Origin of the sequence: Pseudidiomarina piscicola (genome assembly GCF_902806985.1) — a bacterium.
Lineage (GTDB): Bacteria > Pseudomonadota > Gammaproteobacteria > Enterobacterales > Alteromonadaceae > Pseudidiomarina > Pseudidiomarina piscicola.
On sequence record NZ_CADCXY010000001.1, the window covers coordinates 812,789 to 829,831 of the forward strand.

Consider the following 17,043-nt stretch of genomic DNA (forward strand, 5'->3'; position numbering starts at 1 on the left):
TGCATTCTAACCGTTTTCACCGGCCACTGGCTAGTTTCTGCCTACGGATGTGGCTGAATTGCGTAAGGATCAGCATCGAACCAGGCACCATGATGTGCTGCTAGCGGCTGCCATACCCGCCAATAACGACCATCTGACCAAACTTTGATTTGTCCGCCACGGGCTGTATCGAGCAGCGGAATCCGGTGCTGCTGGTAACGTTCAACAACGGCCGGGTGAACCTGTCCATAGGGATTATTACGGCCACGGCTAACAAGCGCGAGCGACGGCTTTACATGACGAATAAAGTAGTGCTCTGAAGAACTGTTACTGCCATGGTGTGGCACAATAAGTATGTCTGCTTCTATGGGAGCAACGCGCGCCAACAAGGCACGTTCCGCAGAGGTTTCTATATCGCCAGTGACCAAAATTTTCAGTGCGTCAAATTGCAACATCAGCACACATGATTGATTGTTATGTTGATTACCAATGCCACCTGCATCATACGGGTGCAATACGTGCCACTTCACGCCGCGCCAATCTCCCTCTTGCCCTGCTATGCAAGGTAACGGGCTACGCCCACCAAACCAACGCACCATGGGATAACGTTTGGCCAAGAACGGCTGCCCACCCTGATGATCACTATCGGTATGGGTTATAAATCCGAGCTCAGGTTGTAGTCTTTGCTGCTCAAGAAACGGCGTAACGATTCGCTCTGCCATCGATACCGAGCCCTCCCAGCTTGCTCCAGTATCGATCAGCAACGCGTGCCCTTGCCGTTCAAGAACCAGTGCCGAACCTTGTTCGACATCTAGCATATTAATCACCAGTTCATGCCGCTTGGGCAGCGCATTAACGACCATATAGCTAAAGCCCAGCGTGCAAAACATGATCCATCGATAACGCCAACCTAGGGGCAGTAACAGCATCACCACTGCACCGAATAGCCACGGCCACAACGGTAAAAGTGCCGCTTGAAGCCACTGCCACGGCTGTTCCGCGAGCCACATCAAGCCGGGCCACAATTTAACTAACGGCCATTCGGCAAGCATAAAGATACGCTCAGCAACGGCGAGCTCACCGCCTAACACTGCAACCACGGCTAATAAGCCCAGCGGTAAAATCCATAGGCTCACAACAGGAACCACAACCAAATTAATCAATGCCGCGGCAAGGGAAATGCCACCAAACCATAAACTCATCAATGGCCAAAATAAGAGCGTGATTAACCACTCGAAGCGCCACCACTCACGTAGCTTGGCCCAACGTCCGCGGTAACGCGGCCAACGCCAACTCATCAGCAAAATTGCCGCAACGGCACCAACGGAAAGCCAAAAACTAGTGGTTAGCGGTGCCGTCGGCTCAATCAAGATCACAACAGTAACCGCGCGCAAAAACAAACGCGGGGGTGTTACGTGCCAAGCAAGGTGTTTATGAAGAACAACCACAGTTAACATTAGAACAGCGCGAAGCGTTGCAATAGCAAAGCCGGCAAGCCACGCATAAACGAATGCCATACCTAGAGCCAACCAAGGGACATAACGCCATAAACAGCTAGTTTCCCGAGCCTTGCGCGTACGTACCAAGGGCGCGCTAAGCCGCCACAGCAGTAACAATGAAAAACCAGCAACCAGCGATAAATGTAGCCCGGAAATGGCAATTAGATGTGCTAAACCAGTTCGTTGTACAACGGTCCAGGTTTCCGCACTCATTAGAAACCGTTCACCTACCACCAACGCCATTAAAGGGCCGGCCTGTTGTCGACCATTGAGAGCTGCATAGACACCGGTCACAATACGCTGGCGCCAGCCGACCTGACCTGACAAATAATGACCGCTACGGATGGAACCCAAGGCGTCATAGCTCTGTCCAACTAAATAGCGATGATAAAGCATACTCCCTTCATTACGGGTTCCCTGCGGGTGTCGCAACCGCAACTTAAAGCGCCAGGTTTCACCTTGTCTGGGGATCCGTTGAGGGCCGTTAGCATGGGGCTGGTACCACTGTAATCGTGCTTTCAGTTGGCGTTTTAATGATTCATCGTTAATAGTGGACAGCGTACCGGTAATGCGCCATACCCCAGGTTGATGATGGCTGACTTGAGTAATATGCATCACTGCCAATAGGTTGGTTTTGGTCCACTGGGCGTCAAGCGCGGTCTGTTGCGTAAAATAGGCGTTGCCAGTACCCCATAAAATGCCGCACAATAGCCACCCTAAGAAAAAGGTTGGCAACTGATAGCGAACAGACAGTAAAAAGCTCAACGCCGCCAAACCAGCAAATAACAAACATTGCCAGATATCGGTGCTTGTCGAGCCTAAAAAGCTCACGGCAAAGCCTAAAAGAAATACGCACAACCACCGATCCATGGATGTTGTACCTGTTAGTTACAGTAACGAGTTGTAAGCATGCCGAGAAAGTTTTTTCAGCGCATCATGCCTAATCATGATGTGATTAAAAACAGCCGCAGCCTAAAAGTATTCGGTAAGTTGCTGCACGATGCGAACCTCTGGCACCTGAACCGCCGCTCGGCTTCAGGCGCGTTCGCTATTGGCTTATTTTGTGCGTTTATTCCAGTCCCGTTTCAGATGGTACTGGCAGCAGCAGCGGCCATTCCGTTCCGCGTCAACCTGCCATTGTCTATCGCTCTGGTATGGGTTTCGAACCCCATCACCATGCCGCCCATGTTTTACTTCTGCTACGTCGTCGGCACCTGGGTTATCGGCGCCCCTTCACAGCCTTTTCACTTTGAACTTTCTTGGCAGTGGTTAGGCGAAAGCATCACCACCATAGGCCCAGCATTTCTGCTTGGCTGTCTTATTCTAGGCACACTCTCCAGTGTCATTGGCTACTTTGTTATCCGTTTACTCTGGCGCCAGTCGGTGGTCAGTGCTTGGCGCGCTCGCTCACTTCGTATCAAGCGCTAATAGCTTTCACTACTTCCACTCGCGTCGCCTGCCATGCGGGATAGAGCGTTGCAATAAGGCTGAGAATAAAGGCCACAGCAGCCACGGCGAAAATATCCGTGCTTTGGAGTTGTACCGGAATACTATCGATAAAATAGACATCGCTGGCGAGTAACGTTGTCCCTGTATACAGCTCCACTAAGTTGAGCAAGCTCGGAAGGTTCCAACTGAGCACAATGCCGGCAAAAGTTCCAAGGGTGATACCCAAAACGCCATTTTGTAGTCCCTGCAACACAAAAACTTTTACCAAACCTGAAGCCCGCAAGCCCATCGTGCGCAGAATACCAATATGTCGCTGCTTCTCTTGCACGGTCATAATCAACGTCGAAACAATATTAAAGCAGGCCACCGCCAGCACCAGCACCAGCACTAAATACATGACCATACGCACCATTTGAATATCACGGTAAAGATGGCCCTGGGCACGCATCCAATGGTCTAGGTAAACATAATCACGCAACTGATAGCCGATTTCATTGGCGATTTGTTCGGCAGCAAATAGCAAATTCACTTCAAGCTCAATGGTCGAAACCCCTTGCTCGATGCCGGTCAGCTGACGGGCAGTAGCTAAGCTGACATAGCCTCGTTGATGGTCTACCTGGCCGCCGAATTTAAAGGTACCGGTAAGGGTTAAGGTTTGTCGCTGCGGAGCTTTGAAGCCGCGTTCAGAAGCGACCACCAGGGTAAGTTTATCGCCACGAGATAACGCTAACTTTTGCGCTAAGTCTGCACCTAAGACTATCGAATTCGGCTGCGCGAGTGACTGCCAGCTCTCAGTGCTCATGTAATCTGCGATGGCATGAGTGCCGTCAGGGGCAATACCGTTAACTTGTACCCCCACAAACTCGCGGCCCTTTTGCACTAACCCCTGGGTGCGAATAACTGAACGAGCAGCAACAACATTTGGGTGCTGTTCGGCCAGTTTTAGCAGTTCCTCTGGGTACTGCAAACGCCCTTCTACAGCCGTAAATTCAATATGGGGAACCAGCTTCAAAAAACGTTCCTCGAGGACTTTTTCAAAACCATTCATCACGCTCAAGCCGGTGATAAAAACCATACAACCAAGCGCAATACCTAAGGTCGACGAGGCAGAAATAAATGACAAAAAGCCACTGCGCTCACGCCCTTTGCGAAACCTACGAGCTAACTGCCATGCCAACCGCCAAGACATCAACATGACTCAGGCTCGATTGCCGGTGCAGTTATTTTACCTTGGTTAAGGTGAACTTGGCTGGGCAGGCTTTGTGCCAGCTTGAGGTCGTGGGTCACGATGACAAACGCCGTGCCTAATTCACGATTCAGCTCTAACATGAGTGCCATCACCTGTTGTGCCGTTTCCGTATCTAAATTGCCGGTAGGTTCATCAGCTAAAACCACAGCTGGGTCGTTCGCCAGTGCACGGGCGATGGCAACACGTTGGCGCTCGCCACCAGAAAGCTCTGCGGGACGATGCTTGCCTCGTTCAGCAAGCCCCACGCGCTCGAGCAAGTGTTGGGCGACCGAGCGCGCCTGCTTGGCGGTTTTACCACTAATCAATAATGGCATTGCGACATTTTCTAGCGCCGTGAATTCTGGCAACAAGTGATGAAATTGATAGATAAAACCAAGTTCTTGATTACGCCAATCAGCGAGTGCCCTTGGCGACCAACGAGCGATATTAGTACCGCGAAAGTTAACTTCACCTTTGGTAGGTGAGTCTAAGCCGCCTAAACAGTGCAATAAGGTACTTTTACCTGAGCCAGAGCTGCCAACAATCGCCAACAGATCTCCCTCGTTTAGAGTGAGATCGACGCCCTGTAACACTTCAAGATCGTGGTTACCGTCCCAGTAGCTTTTGCCCACCTGCGTACAGCTCAATAATTGCGTTGTCATAAGTCCTTACTCATATCTAAGTGCATGGGCTGGCAATACACGACTAGCGCGCCAGGCAGGAAATAATGTCGCCAAAAACGTCAGTAATAGCGCAGCGATTACAGTCGCCGAAACTTGCCCGTAATCAATCACAACCGGCAAACCTTGCGGCCCAGCAAAGCTCAAATCTACTCCTAACGCACTGATAAAAGGATTAATATAGCTACTACCGAGTATCCCTAACAGCAGCCCCATCGAACAGCCAATAACGCCCGTTGTCATGCCCTGCATGACAATCATCCGCCGCACTTTATGGGGAGCTAAGCCCATGGTCGTTAAAATTGCGATATCACTACGCTTGTCTTGTACCACCATCATCAGCGACGACACTATATTGAACGCCGCAACCGCAATAATTAAACCAAGTAACAAGTTAATCATGCGTTTTTCCATACTCACCGCATCGAACAAGTGCCCATAGCTTTCACGCCAACTTTGCACCCTAAAGCGATCATCAAGCTCAGCCGCCAGTTGTTCGGCTGCAGGTAGCGCCTGAAACGGATCATTAAAGTAGTAGCGTACCCCAGTTACTTGGTCTTGCGCTAGCCGCAATAGACGTGCGAGATCGGCTCCATGCATGATCACTAAATGCTGATCCGCCTCTGATTGCATGCGCACCACTCCAGCGACGGTGACTAATCGCTGCGCCGGCACTAAGCCAAGCGGGGTGTAAATGCCGCCACCCGCGGCAATTAAGCGCACTTTGGCGCCTGGCCATACGCCTAGCTGCTGCGCTAGGGCGTAACCGAGCACCACATGATAACTTCCGGCGGTTAAGTCGATAGCACCGGCACTAAGGTGTTGCTGCAATGGTTGCAGCTGTATCGCGCTGTCTTGTGCTGCAGGGAAAACACCTTGTACGCTCACGGCTTGCAGTTGTTGGTCGCCTTGCAGTAATCCGGCACTGCTGACTTCCGGCACCACAGCGCGCTGCCCCACTGTCGATGGCAATGCGCTGATCAGCTCTTGCCAATCGGCAAAGCCTCTTTGTTGACGACTTTGCTCGGTGATCTTGAGCTGCGGCACCACTTGCAGAATTCTATTTTTCAGTTCAGCTTCAAAACCATTCATCACCGAACCGACAATAATCAGCGCCGCCACACCCAGCACTAAGCCCACCAAAGAAACTCGCTGAATAAAGCGGGTAAATCGTTGGCCGTGTCGGGCACGGGTATACCGCAGTCCGAGGAAAAGGGATAATGGTTGAAACATAATGGTTTGCCGAGCGTCTCTGCTGTTTGTCGCCCCGCACCAATACAGGGTCGCGTTGCAAGCATAATGAAATCTGCGCACTGATCCAAGTGAGAGTTTCAGGTATACTTTCAGCTATCGAGAAGTTAACTAAGCAGGACCTATGAGTAAGGCATCGATCCTAACCCCACCACGACCCTCTTCTGCACGTACTGATATCACCTGGCAAGGGCTTGCTGGTAGCAGTATTGCCTACGCACTCGCACGGCTGATAGACCAACATGATCGCCCGCTGCTGATTGTCACGCCAGATGCGCCGCAAGCGCACAGGTTAGAGCATGAAATCAGTTACCTAAGTGCTAAAGGTAGCCAAGTGTTGGTGTTTCCCGATTGGGAAACCTTGCCCTACGATAGTTTTTCGCCTCATCAGGACATTCTATCCGAGCGGTTGAGTGTGCTGGCGCAACTACCGAGCATGCAAGATGGCGCGCTGATCGTTTCGCTAAATACTTTGTTGCACCGTATTGCTCCCACGGACTATGTAAGCGGGCAAGCCTTGCAAGTGCAAAAGGGGCAACAACTCGACGGCCATCGTCTTCGGCAGCGACTCGAGCGAGCCGGCTATCGCCATGTGAATCAAGTGATGGAACATGGTGAGTTTTGTGCCCGCGGCTCATTACTTGACCTCTTCCCGATGGGCAGTGCCATTCCGTATCGCATTGACTTTTTTGACGACGAAGTCGACTCCATCCGCACCTTCGATCCGGATTCGCAACTGTCTGCGGCAGAAGTGGATGCTATCGATTTATTGCCCGCGCATGAGTTCCCCACGACACCTACGGCAATAGAAGGCTTTCGCCAACGCTATCGTGACTTGTTCGACGCCTCTAATGAACGTGATTCGGTGTACTACCAGGTATCGCAGGGGCAACTTCCAGGCGGCGTGGAATACTATTTACCGCTATTTTTTGAGACTACCGCGACCCTATTTGATTACTTGCCCGAAGATACCCTTTTGGTGACCTTTGGTGATCTACAAGGTAGCCTCGATCAGTTATGGCACGATATTAATCAACGCTATGATCAGCGTCGCTACGACCGTTTGCGCCCGTTGCTACCACCGCAGCAGTTATTCATGCCGGTCGACCAGGTTCATCAGCGCTTCAAACAATTGCCTCGCATACGAGCTTTTGTGCCCGAAGACAAGCCACAACCGGGCCGCAAAGACTTTGCCACCACCGGTATTGGTGAAATAGCCTTAAACCATCAGTTAAAAGATCCCTTGCAGGCACTTAGCAGCAAGTTAAAAGAGTTCTTTAACAACAATTATAAAGTCGTATTTGCCTGTGAAACAGCAGGTCGTCGCGAATCACTGCGCGAGCTGTTGGCGCCGCTCAAGCTTGACTTACAAGAGCTGGAACACCTTACCGATATTCACCAGCACGCTGCGACCAGCGCCATTACCGTAGCACCTATTGTCAATTCATTCGTACTCGATGACGCCAAGTTAGCGGTTATTACTGAGACCGAATTATTAGGCAACCGCATTGCTCAACGACGCCGTCGCGATCAGAAAGCTACGGTTTCCAGCGATCAAATGGTACGCAACCTTGCGGAGCTAAAAATAGGTCAACCTTTGGTGCACATTGATCACGGCGTAGGCCGCTATCAAGGCTTACAAACCATAGAAACCGGTGGCATGACCACTGAGTTTGTCACCATCGAGTACGCCAGTAACAGTAAACTCTTCGTTCCCGTTGCCTCGCTACATGTATTGTCACGATACAGTGGCGGTGAAGAAGCCAGTGCACCCTTGCATAAATTAGGCAGTGATACCTGGGAACGCGCGAAACGTAAAGCTGCCGAAAAGGTACGCGACGTAGCCGCCGAATTACTTGATGTCTACGCCCGCCGTGAGGCGAAGCCCGGGTACCAATACCAGCTAGACAATGACGAATACCAACGGTTCGCCAACAGCTTCCCGTTTGAGGAAACCGACGACCAACGCAACGCTATTCAGGCGGTGTTAGACGACATGCAATCAGAGCGTGCCATGGATCGCTTGGTGTGCGGTGATGTCGGCTTTGGTAAAACCGAAGTAGCCATGCGCGCGGCGTTCGTCTCGGTGAACGACGGTAAGCAGGTTGCGGTGTTAGTACCAACCACACTGCTGGCCCAACAACACTTTGAGAACTTTAAAGACCGCTTTGCCGACTGGCCCATGCGTATCGAAGTATTATCACGCTTCAAAACAGCCAAGCAAACCCAACAAATTCTGACAGACGTTGAGGCCGGTAAGGTCGACATCGTGATAGGCACGCACAAGCTACTGCAAGGCACAATAAAGTTCCAAGACCTGGGTTTACTTATCGTTGATGAAGAACACCGCTTTGGCGTGCGACAGAAAGAGTCTATCAAGCGCTTAAGAGCCGACGTTGATATTCTTACACTCACCGCTACGCCTATTCCGCGAACCTTAAACATGGCAATGAATGGGGTCCGTGATCTTTCAATTATCGCCACCCCTCCGGCGAAGCGCTTAGCGGTGAAAACCTTTGTTCGTGAGTACGACGCGCCAACGATTCGTGAAGCCGTACTGCGAGAAATACTCCGCGGTGGGCAAGTTTACTTTCTGCACAATAATGTTGAAACCATCAATAAAACCGCCCGTGAAATTGAAGAGTTAGTGCCTGAGGCACGCGTTACTATCGCCCACGGCCAAATGCGTGAGCGCGAGCTGGAACGCATTATGTCTGATTTCTATCACCAGCGTTATAATGTATTGGTGTGTACCACCATTATCGAAACCGGAATTGATGTACCAACCGCCAATACCATTATCATGGACCGTGCTGATCACTTAGGTCTTGCGCAAATGCATCAGTTGCGCGGTCGCGTAGGACGTTCGCACCATCAAGCCTACGCCTATTTGTTGACACCACACCCAAAACGAATGACCAAAGACGCACTCAAGCGACTTGAGGCCATTGCGCAGCTCGAAGACTTGGGCGCTGGCTTTATGTTAGCAACCCATGACTTGGAGATCCGTGGTGCCGGCGAACTTCTTGGCGACGACCAAAGCGGTCAAATCGAAACTATTGGTTTTACCCTGTATATGGACATGCTCGAACAAGCGGTGACAGCACTGCGTGAAGGTAAAGAGCCGGCTCTAGACACCCTGTTGCAAGCACAAAGTGAAGTGGACCTGCGCGTTCCGGCGCTGCTACCCGAGCACTATATTGCCGATGTTACGCTACGACTAAGTATGTATAAACGCATCGCCAGTGCAGAGTCAGCCGATGATTTACGCGCACTGCAAGTAGAAATGATCGACCGTTTTGGTTTGTTGCCCGATGCAGCTAAGAACCTTATTCGCATCACTCAATTGCGTAACCATGCGGGCCGTCTTGGCATTCAGAAAATAGACGGCGGTCCGCAAGGCATTAGTCTGGAATTTGCCGCTGACACTAAAGTGAGCGCTGATTATCTAATTGAGTTGATTCAAACTGCACCGCAAGACTACAAGCTGGAAGGGCCTGCACGTTTACGTATTCTTGGTAAAATTGAAGATACTCAAGCACGACTGAAACTGGTAGAGTCGCTACTAGATGATTTTGCAGAACACCTGCAACGCTAAGGATATGGATATGGCCCGAGACTCACTTTGGCAACACATCACTAAAGTTAGTAAAAGTGCATTGGTGATCGCCGCTTTAGTTAGCGGTCCCGGTGCACTGGCACAAGACGATTACGATACCTGGCGATGGTTCGAAATTGAAGTATTAGTGTTCAAGCACACCTCGAATCAAGCTGAAGTTGAAAGTTTCAATTCGCAGGGCCCGTCGGCACCGAGCACCGTTAGTTACGACCCGCTTCCCAGCTACTATGTGCCAGATAGCCGTGCCGCCGTGCGAGATCTGCCTGAATGTGACGTGCCGACGGTTATACCAACGTTCAGCCGTGATTCACTTTGGTGCGTTCGACCATGGGAGCTCAGTGACTGGTTGCCCATGAACTGGCATCAACCAGCGCAGGCATTAGCACAACTCGAGGTTGCTCCAGCGACAGTGATCAGCGGCCCGGGTGGGCCGGTGCAAGAAGCTTTTGGGCCTTACTTAGCACCTGCGGAGCAACATGAACTTAGCGAAATGCGTGAACAAATCGTGCGCCGAGGTGTTGGCGAACCGCTATTGCACATGAGTTGGTACCAACCTGTTTTTGAAAAAGGACAGAATCGTCACGTTCGCTTATTTGGTGGTCGTAATTTTGGTAAAGACTACGCACCAAGCGGCTACCCTTATGCCGCAGAAACCTCGGAATTTGAAAGCTTACAAGACAACGGCACCAAGCCAGCTCCAGACGTGAGTATCAAAGAACGACTAACACAGCTGATTGAACTTCAACAACAAGGTGAGCTTCAATTCACCGCCCGTACTGAAGACCAGCCCCTAGCCCCACCGCTGAAAATTGAACAGCCACCACAGCCCGAGCCGGTTTGGGAGCTTGACGGTAGCCTTCACGTTTACTTAGTCGGCAATTACTTGCATATCGCCAGTGATCTTGAGTTACGTCAGCCGCAGATGACCATGTGGCAACCCGCAGAGCTCACAGCACAAGCCGACCAGGCATTGCAAGGCGTTACCAGCGGCAGCTTTTTACGTAGTTTTAAGTTACAGCAGCTGCGACGAGTGATTAGCCATGAAACGCATTACTTTGATCATCCGAAACTCGGTTTTGCGATACAAATACGCCGCACACCGCTTTCCGCTCGACGTTACTAGCGAGTGATTGAAGGGAATCTGCTATGGAAAAGTATGAAGAATTACTATTGGCTCTGCGCAAAGTCATCCGCGCGACGGATCTGCACTCGAAGCAACTCCATAAACTGACGGGTCTTACGGCGCCCCAGTTACTTATTTTACGCGAAGTTGCTGCTGCCCCAACGGGCATTACGGCCAGTGCAGTCGCACAAAACATAACGCTTAGCCCGGCCACTGTGAGCAACGTTATTGATCGGCTCGAACAGCGCGAGCTACTGCACCGTGAACGCAGCACGCAAGACCGCAGACGTGTGGTACTGTCGCTCACCGCCCGAGGCGTCGAGCGGATGAAGGCCGCACCGCGGCCACTACAAGATAATTTTATTAACAAGTTTCAAGCCTTAGCCGATTGGGAACAATCACAACTGTTGTCCTCAATGCAACGCATCGCAGCCATGATGGATGCCGAACGCCTTGACGCGGCGGAAGTACTCGAAGTAGGAACCTATGAACAACAACAATTCAGCCAAAATGATTAACGGATATCGTTTACTACTCGCCGCTGCTGCGGTCATCAGTTTAACGGCATGCTCGTCGTCAACAAACGAAGCCAATACAGCGCTTGCACAGTGCGAAACTCAGCTCAGTTTGCCCGCCATTCAAGGTTCGACTGCACAGTCACCTTATCTGGACCAACACGTGACTGTTAGCGGTATCGTTACCGCTAGTTGGCAACAAAGCCAGGAGCTTGGTGGTTTTTTCATGCAACAAACGACTGCCGAGCAAACCGCCGGAATTTTCGTACGCACCAGTGAGCGCGAGGTGAAAGCAGGCGATCTAATTAAGGTCAGCGGTGTGGTGCGTGAACATCAACAACTGACTCAACTAGATACCGTTGAGCAGGTGCTCATTTGTGGCCATACCGAGCTACCAAAGCCGAAAGAACTGCGATTGCCGGTAGCAACGCAAGCCGTGTTGGAGCAACTGGAAGGCCAGTACGTCAATTTGCCACAACAGTTAGTCGTGAACGGCACCTACTTACTTGGACGTCACGGCAGCTTCGATGTCGCCAGCGAACGCCTGTACACGCCAACTCAAGTCGCCGCTCCAGGTGCTGCCGCCCGCGCCCATGCCAAGAATAATGCGCTTAAACGCCTGGTTATCGATGACAATCAAGCACCTTCACCCGCGGTTGTCCCCTACCCGTCACCGGAACTAACTGCCGCAACGCCTTTACGCAGTGGCGACCACGTAACAAACGTCAGCGGTATTTTAAGCGAATATAATGGAAGTTATCGTATTCAGCCTACCTCAGAGTTGGTGTTTCACGCTCGTCATCCGCGTCCAAAACCACCAGCTAAATCCGATGACCCGAGGGTGCTGCGGGTTGCAACTTTTAACGTGCTGAATTATTTCAATGGTGAGGGAGCAACTCATCAATTTCCAACCGACCGAGGGGCCGAAACTGCAGCGGACTTTGCCCGTCAAGAGGCTAAAATTATTGCGGCGCTGGCTGCTTTAGATGCCGACGTGGTTGGCCTTATGGAACTTGAAAACGACGGCTACAACGAGCATAGCGCCATTGTTCGGCTGACCGAACAGCTCGCCCAAGCAACCAATCAGCCATGGCAGTTTGTGCGTGCAGCAGAAAACCAGTTTGGCGATGCGTCGATTACCAATGGTTTGATTTATCGCGCCGACCGAGTAACCACCATTGGTCAACCATTAACGATTACCACCGGTCCCTTTAGCAATCGTAGCCGTTACCCGCTGATCCAACGTCTGCGGCCACAAGGCTCGCAAGAAGCCTTTGTGATTGCAATTAATCACTTTAAATCAAAAGGCTCTTGCCCGCGCGATGCTAACGACCCCAATGCCAATCAAAATGATGGCCAAGGCTGCTGGAACCAAGTTCGCAGCGAGTCGGCGCAGTTACTTGTAGATATCATGCAAGACCAGCCCGTGTTAGCGCAAACGCCAGCCCAGATAGTATTAGGCGATTTTAATGCGTACGCACAAGAAGACCCAATTAAGGTAATGACTGACGCTGGTTTTCATAACCGCAGTCAGCATTTCGAGCCCAACGGCTATTCCTATGTGTACGACGCCCAGGCGGGTAGCCTAGACCACGTGCTGGTGTCAGCCGCATTGCACGGACGGGTACTGAACCAGCAACATTGGTACATTAACGCCGACGAGCCACCTGCATTAAGTTATGAGGGCTATCAAGACAACCCTAAATGGTATGCCCCGACACCTTATCGTTCATCGGATCACGACCCAATCATTACCGATATACAATTTTAGTCGTGTACTTGTCACAGCCTGCGCTCCTGTTGCATCTTATACTCTAGAAACATTGCAACAGGATGCGCATGGCTACGACCGGATTTGCTCAATCTATCTCTGCGGGAACAATCAAAGGTGCACAACGTGGCCGCCAGGATTGCCAGCGGGTGCTATTTGAGACCTTTCAGCCAAGTGTTCAACGCCTACTCACCGGCATCTGTCGCGACTCAGAGTTAGCCCGTGATCTAACCCAAGATGTCTTTATTCAGGCATTTAATAAACTCGCCCAACTGCGCGATGTCAATGCGTTCGGTGGCTGGCTCAAACAGCTAAGTATCAATACAGCCCTGTCACATTTTCGACGGCCGCAGCATCTTTCCGTAGCAGAGCACGACGAAAATCAACTCGACGCCAGCGACTGGTTAAGCCAAACCGATTGGTTACAGCAACTTGATAACATTGAGCAGTTGCTAGCAACGCTTGATGATCACGAGTACCAATTAATATGGTTATACCTCGTTGAAGGCTACAGCCATGACGAGTTAGCTGCGCTTTTTGAAGTGAATGCAGCAACCGTACGCCAACGTTATCATCGCGCACTCAAGAAATTACGTCAGAGGACTCAACCATGACCACAACCAAGCAGCGCCCCGAACTTTCCGCCGCCGAACGTGTGCTGCAAGCACAGTTAGAGCGTTGTGCCGAACCATCAGCGCCGGTCACTTGGCAGGAGCTGCAAGCAAAACGTCAAAGTACTACTATCGCCAAACGCAAGATTTGGCCACTTTGGCTCACGCCATTTGCCGTTGCTGCAGCTGTTGCCTGGTTGTGGGTATTGCAACCGCAGCAGATGTTGACGCCAGTAACGAATCCTACGCCCATGCTGTTGGCCAGTAACTACAGCCTGGACGCCCTCGATAGGCAAATTCAACAAGCTTATCTACAAGGGGCAGATGAAAAGCGCATTCAACAACTTTGGCAACAACGCGAACGTATCACCGGACAGGAGACTCACTAATGATAAAGCTTCAGTTGCTCAAGCTTAGCGCCTTGCTGGTACTTGCCTTGGCAATCGTACCGACGACTCAGGCTCAAGAACAACAAGCTCGAGAGCACGCTCGCGCCGCTGCTGTTGCGGCTGCAAAAGCCGACGGCAAAGCAGAATCAGTGACCCTTGAGGAACCTACCCGTAGCTACTTTGATTGGGGTGCGATTTTAAACCCAAGCGGTAAAGTGATGTCGGTTCGTAACGACTCGGTTGCCGCAAAAATGGGGCTGATGGTCAACGACCGCGTGCTAAAAATCGATCAGTTAGAGGTTGATAACCGCTCGCTAGAAGAAGCTATTAGCTATTTAGAAGGCTTAGAGCATGGACGGACCTTTATCACAATGGTCCGCCGTAAAGGTGAAACTCAACGGCTTTCAGGGCAAGTACGAGCAACGGTTATCCCTGGCTGGCGGCTAGAAGTCGACGTTGCCCAAGCGATCGTCGATAAAGCGGCGCCAGGCAGCTGTGGCCGCGTAAGTGTCTTCGTAACACCGCCTCAAACCCGCGACTTATACCCTGCTTACTTCGTTCGAATTGATGAAGATAACGTGCTCACGCGGCGTCCGATCGTTAAATTATCACCGGGCAAACATACCATCGAAGTGCACGAACTCATAGATGACCCGTGGGTACGTCGTTCACGTAGTGTGAATCACCCAAAAACCGTCGAAGTTGATGTCGTTGCCAATACCACCTATTACATTGCTGCCCGTTTTATTCGTGACAAACGACTTAGTACCGTTCGCGAAGAATATTGGGAGCCCGTAGTGTGGCGTGAAACCGAGCAAGAGTGTGACGCCAACTAATCAGCCAGATACAAAAAAGGGCAGTCACCTGCCCTTTTGACCTTTCGAACTACACCTTACTTTCCATTTTCTTCAAGTAGGTTTAGTGAAGTGCCGATTTCAATTTTCCGCGGCTTCATAGCTTCAGGGATAATTTTCTCTAGCCCAACGGTTAACAGACCGTTTTCCATTTTGGCACCTTTCACCTCAACATGGTCCGCCAAATTGAACTTGCGTTCAAAACTGCGGAAGCCAATGCCTTTGTGCAGGTACTGACGCTCTTCGCTATCTTCCTGTTTCCGGCCTTGGATTTTCAAGATCCCGTTTTCAATTTCGAGGCTGAGCTCGTCTTCAGCGAAGCCTGCGACCGCAAGGGTAATCGCGTAACGGTTCTCGCCAATAACTTCAATATTATATGGCGGGTAACCTCCCGCAGCGTTACTGTCGGCGCGCATTGCCGAGTCTAACAAGCGAGCCATGCGATCAAACCCGATACTACTACGGTAAAGTGGTGACAAATCAATTGTTGCCATAATCATTCTCCTTTGGAAGCAATGTTAAATTTCATCGGGACTCTCTCTGAGACGTCACCGATACCTTATAAATGGGAGCTACTTTTCGAATTTCAAGAGTTCGTCGCAAAACGTTTTATGTCTATCTCGTGGCGTACGATTGTCGGCAGAGCTGTGGTATCCTGCTGCCCAATACCTACTGCTAGATGAACCGTTTTTATTAGGAGTTCCACCGTGTTACGACGTACCTTTCTTGTGGCCAGTTTAGGACTGGTTTTAAGTGCTTGCGCGCAAACCTCAACGCCAGTTGCAGCAACACAAGCGAACAACGAAACGCCACCTAATATCATTTTCCTGATCGGTGATGGGATGGGCTTTGAATATATCTCTGCCTATCGTTACGCCATAAGTGAGCGCGGCCAAGCGCTTACCCCGACCCCCTTTGACGAGATGCTGGTGGGTGCTGCAACGACTTACCCCGATGACGATACTTGGGTCACCGATTCGGCTGCTGGTGCGACGGCTCTGGCGACGGGGGTAAAAAGCTACAACGGTGCGATCGGTGTCGATGCCGACGAACACCCACAACAAACTGTCATGGAAAAAGCACGTGAGATGGGCTGGCATACGGGTGCGGTATCAACCTCACAAGTGACCCATGCGACCCCTGCATCATTTTTCACCCATCATCCGTCACGGAGTATGTATAACGCCATTGCCGACTCATTCGCCACCACTAAGTATGGCGACAAATGGAGCTTTGATGTATTGCTAGGCGGTGGCATGAGCTACTTTGACCGTGCAGATAAAAACTGGTTACCGGAGCTTGAACAACAAGGGATGCACGTTGTCGATAGCTATCAAGCGCTTGAAGACAGCATGCAACTACCCGTATTAGGACTTTTTGCCCCTGTAGCTCTGCCCTATTCGATTGATGATCAGCCACGACTCGCACAGCTTACGCGCAACGCTTTAAGATTACTAAGTAATGCGCAAGCAGAAACTGGAAAGCCTTTTGCACTGATGGTTGAAGGAAGCAAAATTGACTGGTGTGGACACGCCAATGACATTGCTTGCTTAGTTGGCGAAATGCAAGATTTCGCACAAGCATTAACTGTCGCAAGAGCCTTCCAAAGCCGTCACCCAAATACGCTTATCGTGGTAACAGCCGACCATTCAACGGGCGGGCTTACCCTCGGCCAAGGCGGTGTTTATGAATGGCATGCAGAACGTGTCATGGCTATCAATAACTCATTGGAAGTACTGGTACCAGGGCTTCTTGAGCGCCCGCGAGACGAATGGCAAAGTTATTTAACGCCACGCTTAAATCTCACGTTAAGTGAGGCCCAATGGCAGCGCTTATTGACCGTTGAGCTGCGCGCAAGCTGGGAGCTGAATCAACAACAGCGCGCACTGCGTAAAACCTTAGCGAGTATTATTAGTGAAGTGACGCGCACGGGTTGGACAACCACGGGGCACACCGCAGTCGATGTTCCTATCATGGCGTCCGGTCCACAGGCAGAACAGCTTCGTGGCTACAAGAATAATACCGATATTGGTCAACTATTACTGCAAATCGTGCGCTAACACGATTTGCAGTAG

At 51.0% G+C, this 17,043-nt stretch carries 14 protein-coding genes; 9 read left to right on the top strand and 5 right to left on the bottom strand.

Going from position 1 to position 17,043, the window contains the following annotated elements; translation table 11 throughout:
• Window positions 1-41: 41 nt before the first annotated feature.
• Window positions 42-2,348, bottom strand: coding sequence for a DNA internalization-related competence protein ComEC/Rec2 (locus tag PSI9734_RS04040; RefSeq protein WP_173919808.1), 2,307 nt, complete (start codon window positions 2,346-2,348; stop codon window positions 42-44).
• A gap of 39 nt (window positions 2,349-2,387) precedes the next feature.
• Here PSI9734_RS04040 and PSI9734_RS04045 point away from each other — a divergent pair, with 39 nt between their 5' ends.
• Entirely contained in the window at window positions 2,388-2,906 is a 519-nt protein-coding gene (locus tag PSI9734_RS04045; RefSeq protein WP_173919809.1) for a DUF2062 domain-containing protein, read from the top strand.
• On the opposite strand, the gene PSI9734_RS04050 is transcribed toward PSI9734_RS04045, so the two are convergent.
• Genes PSI9734_RS04050 through PSI9734_RS04060 form a run of 3 tightly spaced genes read right to left on the bottom strand, consistent with a single transcriptional unit; the run spans window position 2,896 to window position 6,068 of the window.
• Window positions 2,896-4,122: a lipoprotein-releasing ABC transporter permease subunit gene (locus PSI9734_RS04050; protein WP_246194712.1), complete on the bottom strand. Its 1,227-nt coding sequence runs from the start codon at window positions 4,120-4,122 to the stop codon at window positions 2,896-2,898. The genes PSI9734_RS04045 and PSI9734_RS04050 overlap by 11 nt on opposite strands.
• A complete protein-coding gene (gene lolD, locus PSI9734_RS04055) occupies window positions 4,116-4,817 on the bottom strand; it encodes a lipoprotein-releasing ABC transporter ATP-binding protein LolD (protein WP_173919810.1) in 702 nt (233 codons plus the stop codon). The genes PSI9734_RS04050 and lolD overlap by 7 nt, the downstream gene beginning before the upstream one ends.
• Window positions 4,818-4,823: 6 nt before the next feature.
• Entirely contained in the window at window positions 4,824-6,068 is a 1,245-nt protein-coding gene (locus tag PSI9734_RS04060) for a lipoprotein-releasing ABC transporter permease subunit (RefSeq protein ID WP_173919811.1), read from the bottom strand.
• 142 nt (window positions 6,069-6,210) lie between these two features.
• Between PSI9734_RS04060 and mfd the strand changes: the two genes are divergently transcribed.
• From mfd to PSI9734_RS04095, 7 genes are all read left to right on the top strand, one after another.
• Window positions 6,211-9,684, top strand: coding sequence for a transcription-repair coupling factor (mfd, locus tag PSI9734_RS04065; protein WP_173919812.1), 3,474 nt, complete (start codon window positions 6,211-6,213; stop codon window positions 9,682-9,684).
• A gap of 10 nt (window positions 9,685-9,694) precedes the next feature.
• Window positions 9,695-10,828 carry a CsiV family protein gene (locus PSI9734_RS04070; protein WP_173919813.1) on the top strand — a complete coding sequence of 378 codons (1,134 nt, stop codon included), beginning with the start codon at window positions 9,695-9,697 and terminating at the stop codon, window positions 10,826-10,828.
• A gap of 23 nt (window positions 10,829-10,851) precedes the next feature.
• Window positions 10,852-11,346 carry a MarR family winged helix-turn-helix transcriptional regulator gene (locus PSI9734_RS04075; RefSeq protein WP_173919814.1) on the top strand — a complete coding sequence of 165 codons (495 nt, stop codon included), beginning with the start codon at window positions 10,852-10,854 and terminating at the stop codon, window positions 11,344-11,346.
• Complete coding sequence (locus PSI9734_RS04080; protein ID WP_173919815.1) at window positions 11,315-13,114, top strand: ExeM/NucH family extracellular endonuclease; 1,800 nt, start codon at window positions 11,315-11,317, stop codon at window positions 13,112-13,114. Before PSI9734_RS04075 ends, PSI9734_RS04080 begins: the two co-directional genes overlap by 32 nt.
• A 68-nt stretch (window positions 13,115-13,182) precedes the next feature.
• A complete protein-coding gene (locus PSI9734_RS04085) occupies window positions 13,183-13,728 on the top strand; it encodes an RNA polymerase sigma factor (RefSeq protein ID WP_173919816.1) in 546 nt (181 codons plus the stop codon).
• Complete coding sequence (locus PSI9734_RS04090; protein WP_173919817.1) at window positions 13,725-14,114, top strand: hypothetical protein; 390 nt, start codon at window positions 13,725-13,727, stop codon at window positions 14,112-14,114. The genes PSI9734_RS04085 and PSI9734_RS04090 overlap by 4 nt, the downstream gene beginning before the upstream one ends.
• Window positions 14,114-14,950: a PDZ domain-containing protein gene (locus PSI9734_RS04095; protein WP_173919818.1), complete on the top strand. Its 837-nt coding sequence runs from the start codon at window positions 14,114-14,116 to the stop codon at window positions 14,948-14,950. Before PSI9734_RS04090 ends, PSI9734_RS04095 begins: the two co-directional genes overlap by 1 nt.
• A gap of 56 nt (window positions 14,951-15,006) precedes the next feature.
• On the opposite strand, the gene PSI9734_RS04100 is transcribed toward PSI9734_RS04095, so the two are convergent.
• The gene (locus tag PSI9734_RS04100) at window positions 15,007-15,462 is read right to left on the bottom strand and encodes an Hsp20 family protein (protein WP_173919819.1); all 456 of its coding nucleotides are present in this window, start codon (window positions 15,460-15,462) and stop codon (window positions 15,007-15,009) included.
• Window positions 15,463-15,675: 213 nt separating this feature from the next.
• Here PSI9734_RS04100 and PSI9734_RS04105 point away from each other — a divergent pair, with 213 nt between their 5' ends.
• A complete protein-coding gene (locus PSI9734_RS04105) occupies window positions 15,676-17,028 on the top strand; it encodes an alkaline phosphatase (protein ID WP_246194714.1) in 1,353 nt (450 codons plus the stop codon).
• Window positions 17,029-17,043 lie beyond the last annotated feature (15 nt).

Excerpts from the sequence above, each read along its gene's own strand:
- PSI9734_RS04040 (WP_173919808.1), bottom strand. The coding sequence starts at position 2,348 with ATGGATCGGTGGTTGTGCGTATTTCTTTTAGGCTTTGCCGTGAGCTTT.
- PSI9734_RS04045 (WP_173919809.1), top strand. The coding sequence starts at position 2,388 with ATGCCGAGAAAGTTTTTTCAGCGCATCATGCCTAATCATGATGTGATT.
- PSI9734_RS04050 (WP_246194712.1), bottom strand. The coding sequence starts at position 4,122 with ATGTTGATGTCTTGGCGGTTGGCATGGCAGTTAGCTCGTAGGTTTCGC.
- lolD (WP_173919810.1), bottom strand. The coding sequence starts at position 4,817 with ATGACAACGCAATTATTGAGCTGTACGCAGGTGGGCAAAAGCTACTGG.
- PSI9734_RS04060 (WP_173919811.1), bottom strand. The coding sequence starts at position 6,068 with ATGTTTCAACCATTATCCCTTTTCCTCGGACTGCGGTATACCCGTGCC.
- mfd (WP_173919812.1), top strand. The coding sequence starts at position 6,211 with ATGAGTAAGGCATCGATCCTAACCCCACCACGACCCTCTTCTGCACGT.
- PSI9734_RS04070 (WP_173919813.1), top strand. The coding sequence starts at position 9,695 with ATGGCCCGAGACTCACTTTGGCAACACATCACTAAAGTTAGTAAAAGT.
- PSI9734_RS04075 (WP_173919814.1), top strand. The coding sequence starts at position 10,852 with ATGGAAAAGTATGAAGAATTACTATTGGCTCTGCGCAAAGTCATCCGC.
- PSI9734_RS04080 (WP_173919815.1), top strand. The coding sequence starts at position 11,315 with ATGAACAACAACAATTCAGCCAAAATGATTAACGGATATCGTTTACTA.
- PSI9734_RS04085 (WP_173919816.1), top strand. The coding sequence starts at position 13,183 with ATGGCTACGACCGGATTTGCTCAATCTATCTCTGCGGGAACAATCAAA.
- PSI9734_RS04090 (WP_173919817.1), top strand. The coding sequence starts at position 13,725 with ATGACCACAACCAAGCAGCGCCCCGAACTTTCCGCCGCCGAACGTGTG.
- PSI9734_RS04095 (WP_173919818.1), top strand. The coding sequence starts at position 14,114 with ATGATAAAGCTTCAGTTGCTCAAGCTTAGCGCCTTGCTGGTACTTGCC.
- PSI9734_RS04100 (WP_173919819.1), bottom strand. The coding sequence starts at position 15,462 with ATGGCAACAATTGATTTGTCACCACTTTACCGTAGTAGTATCGGGTTT.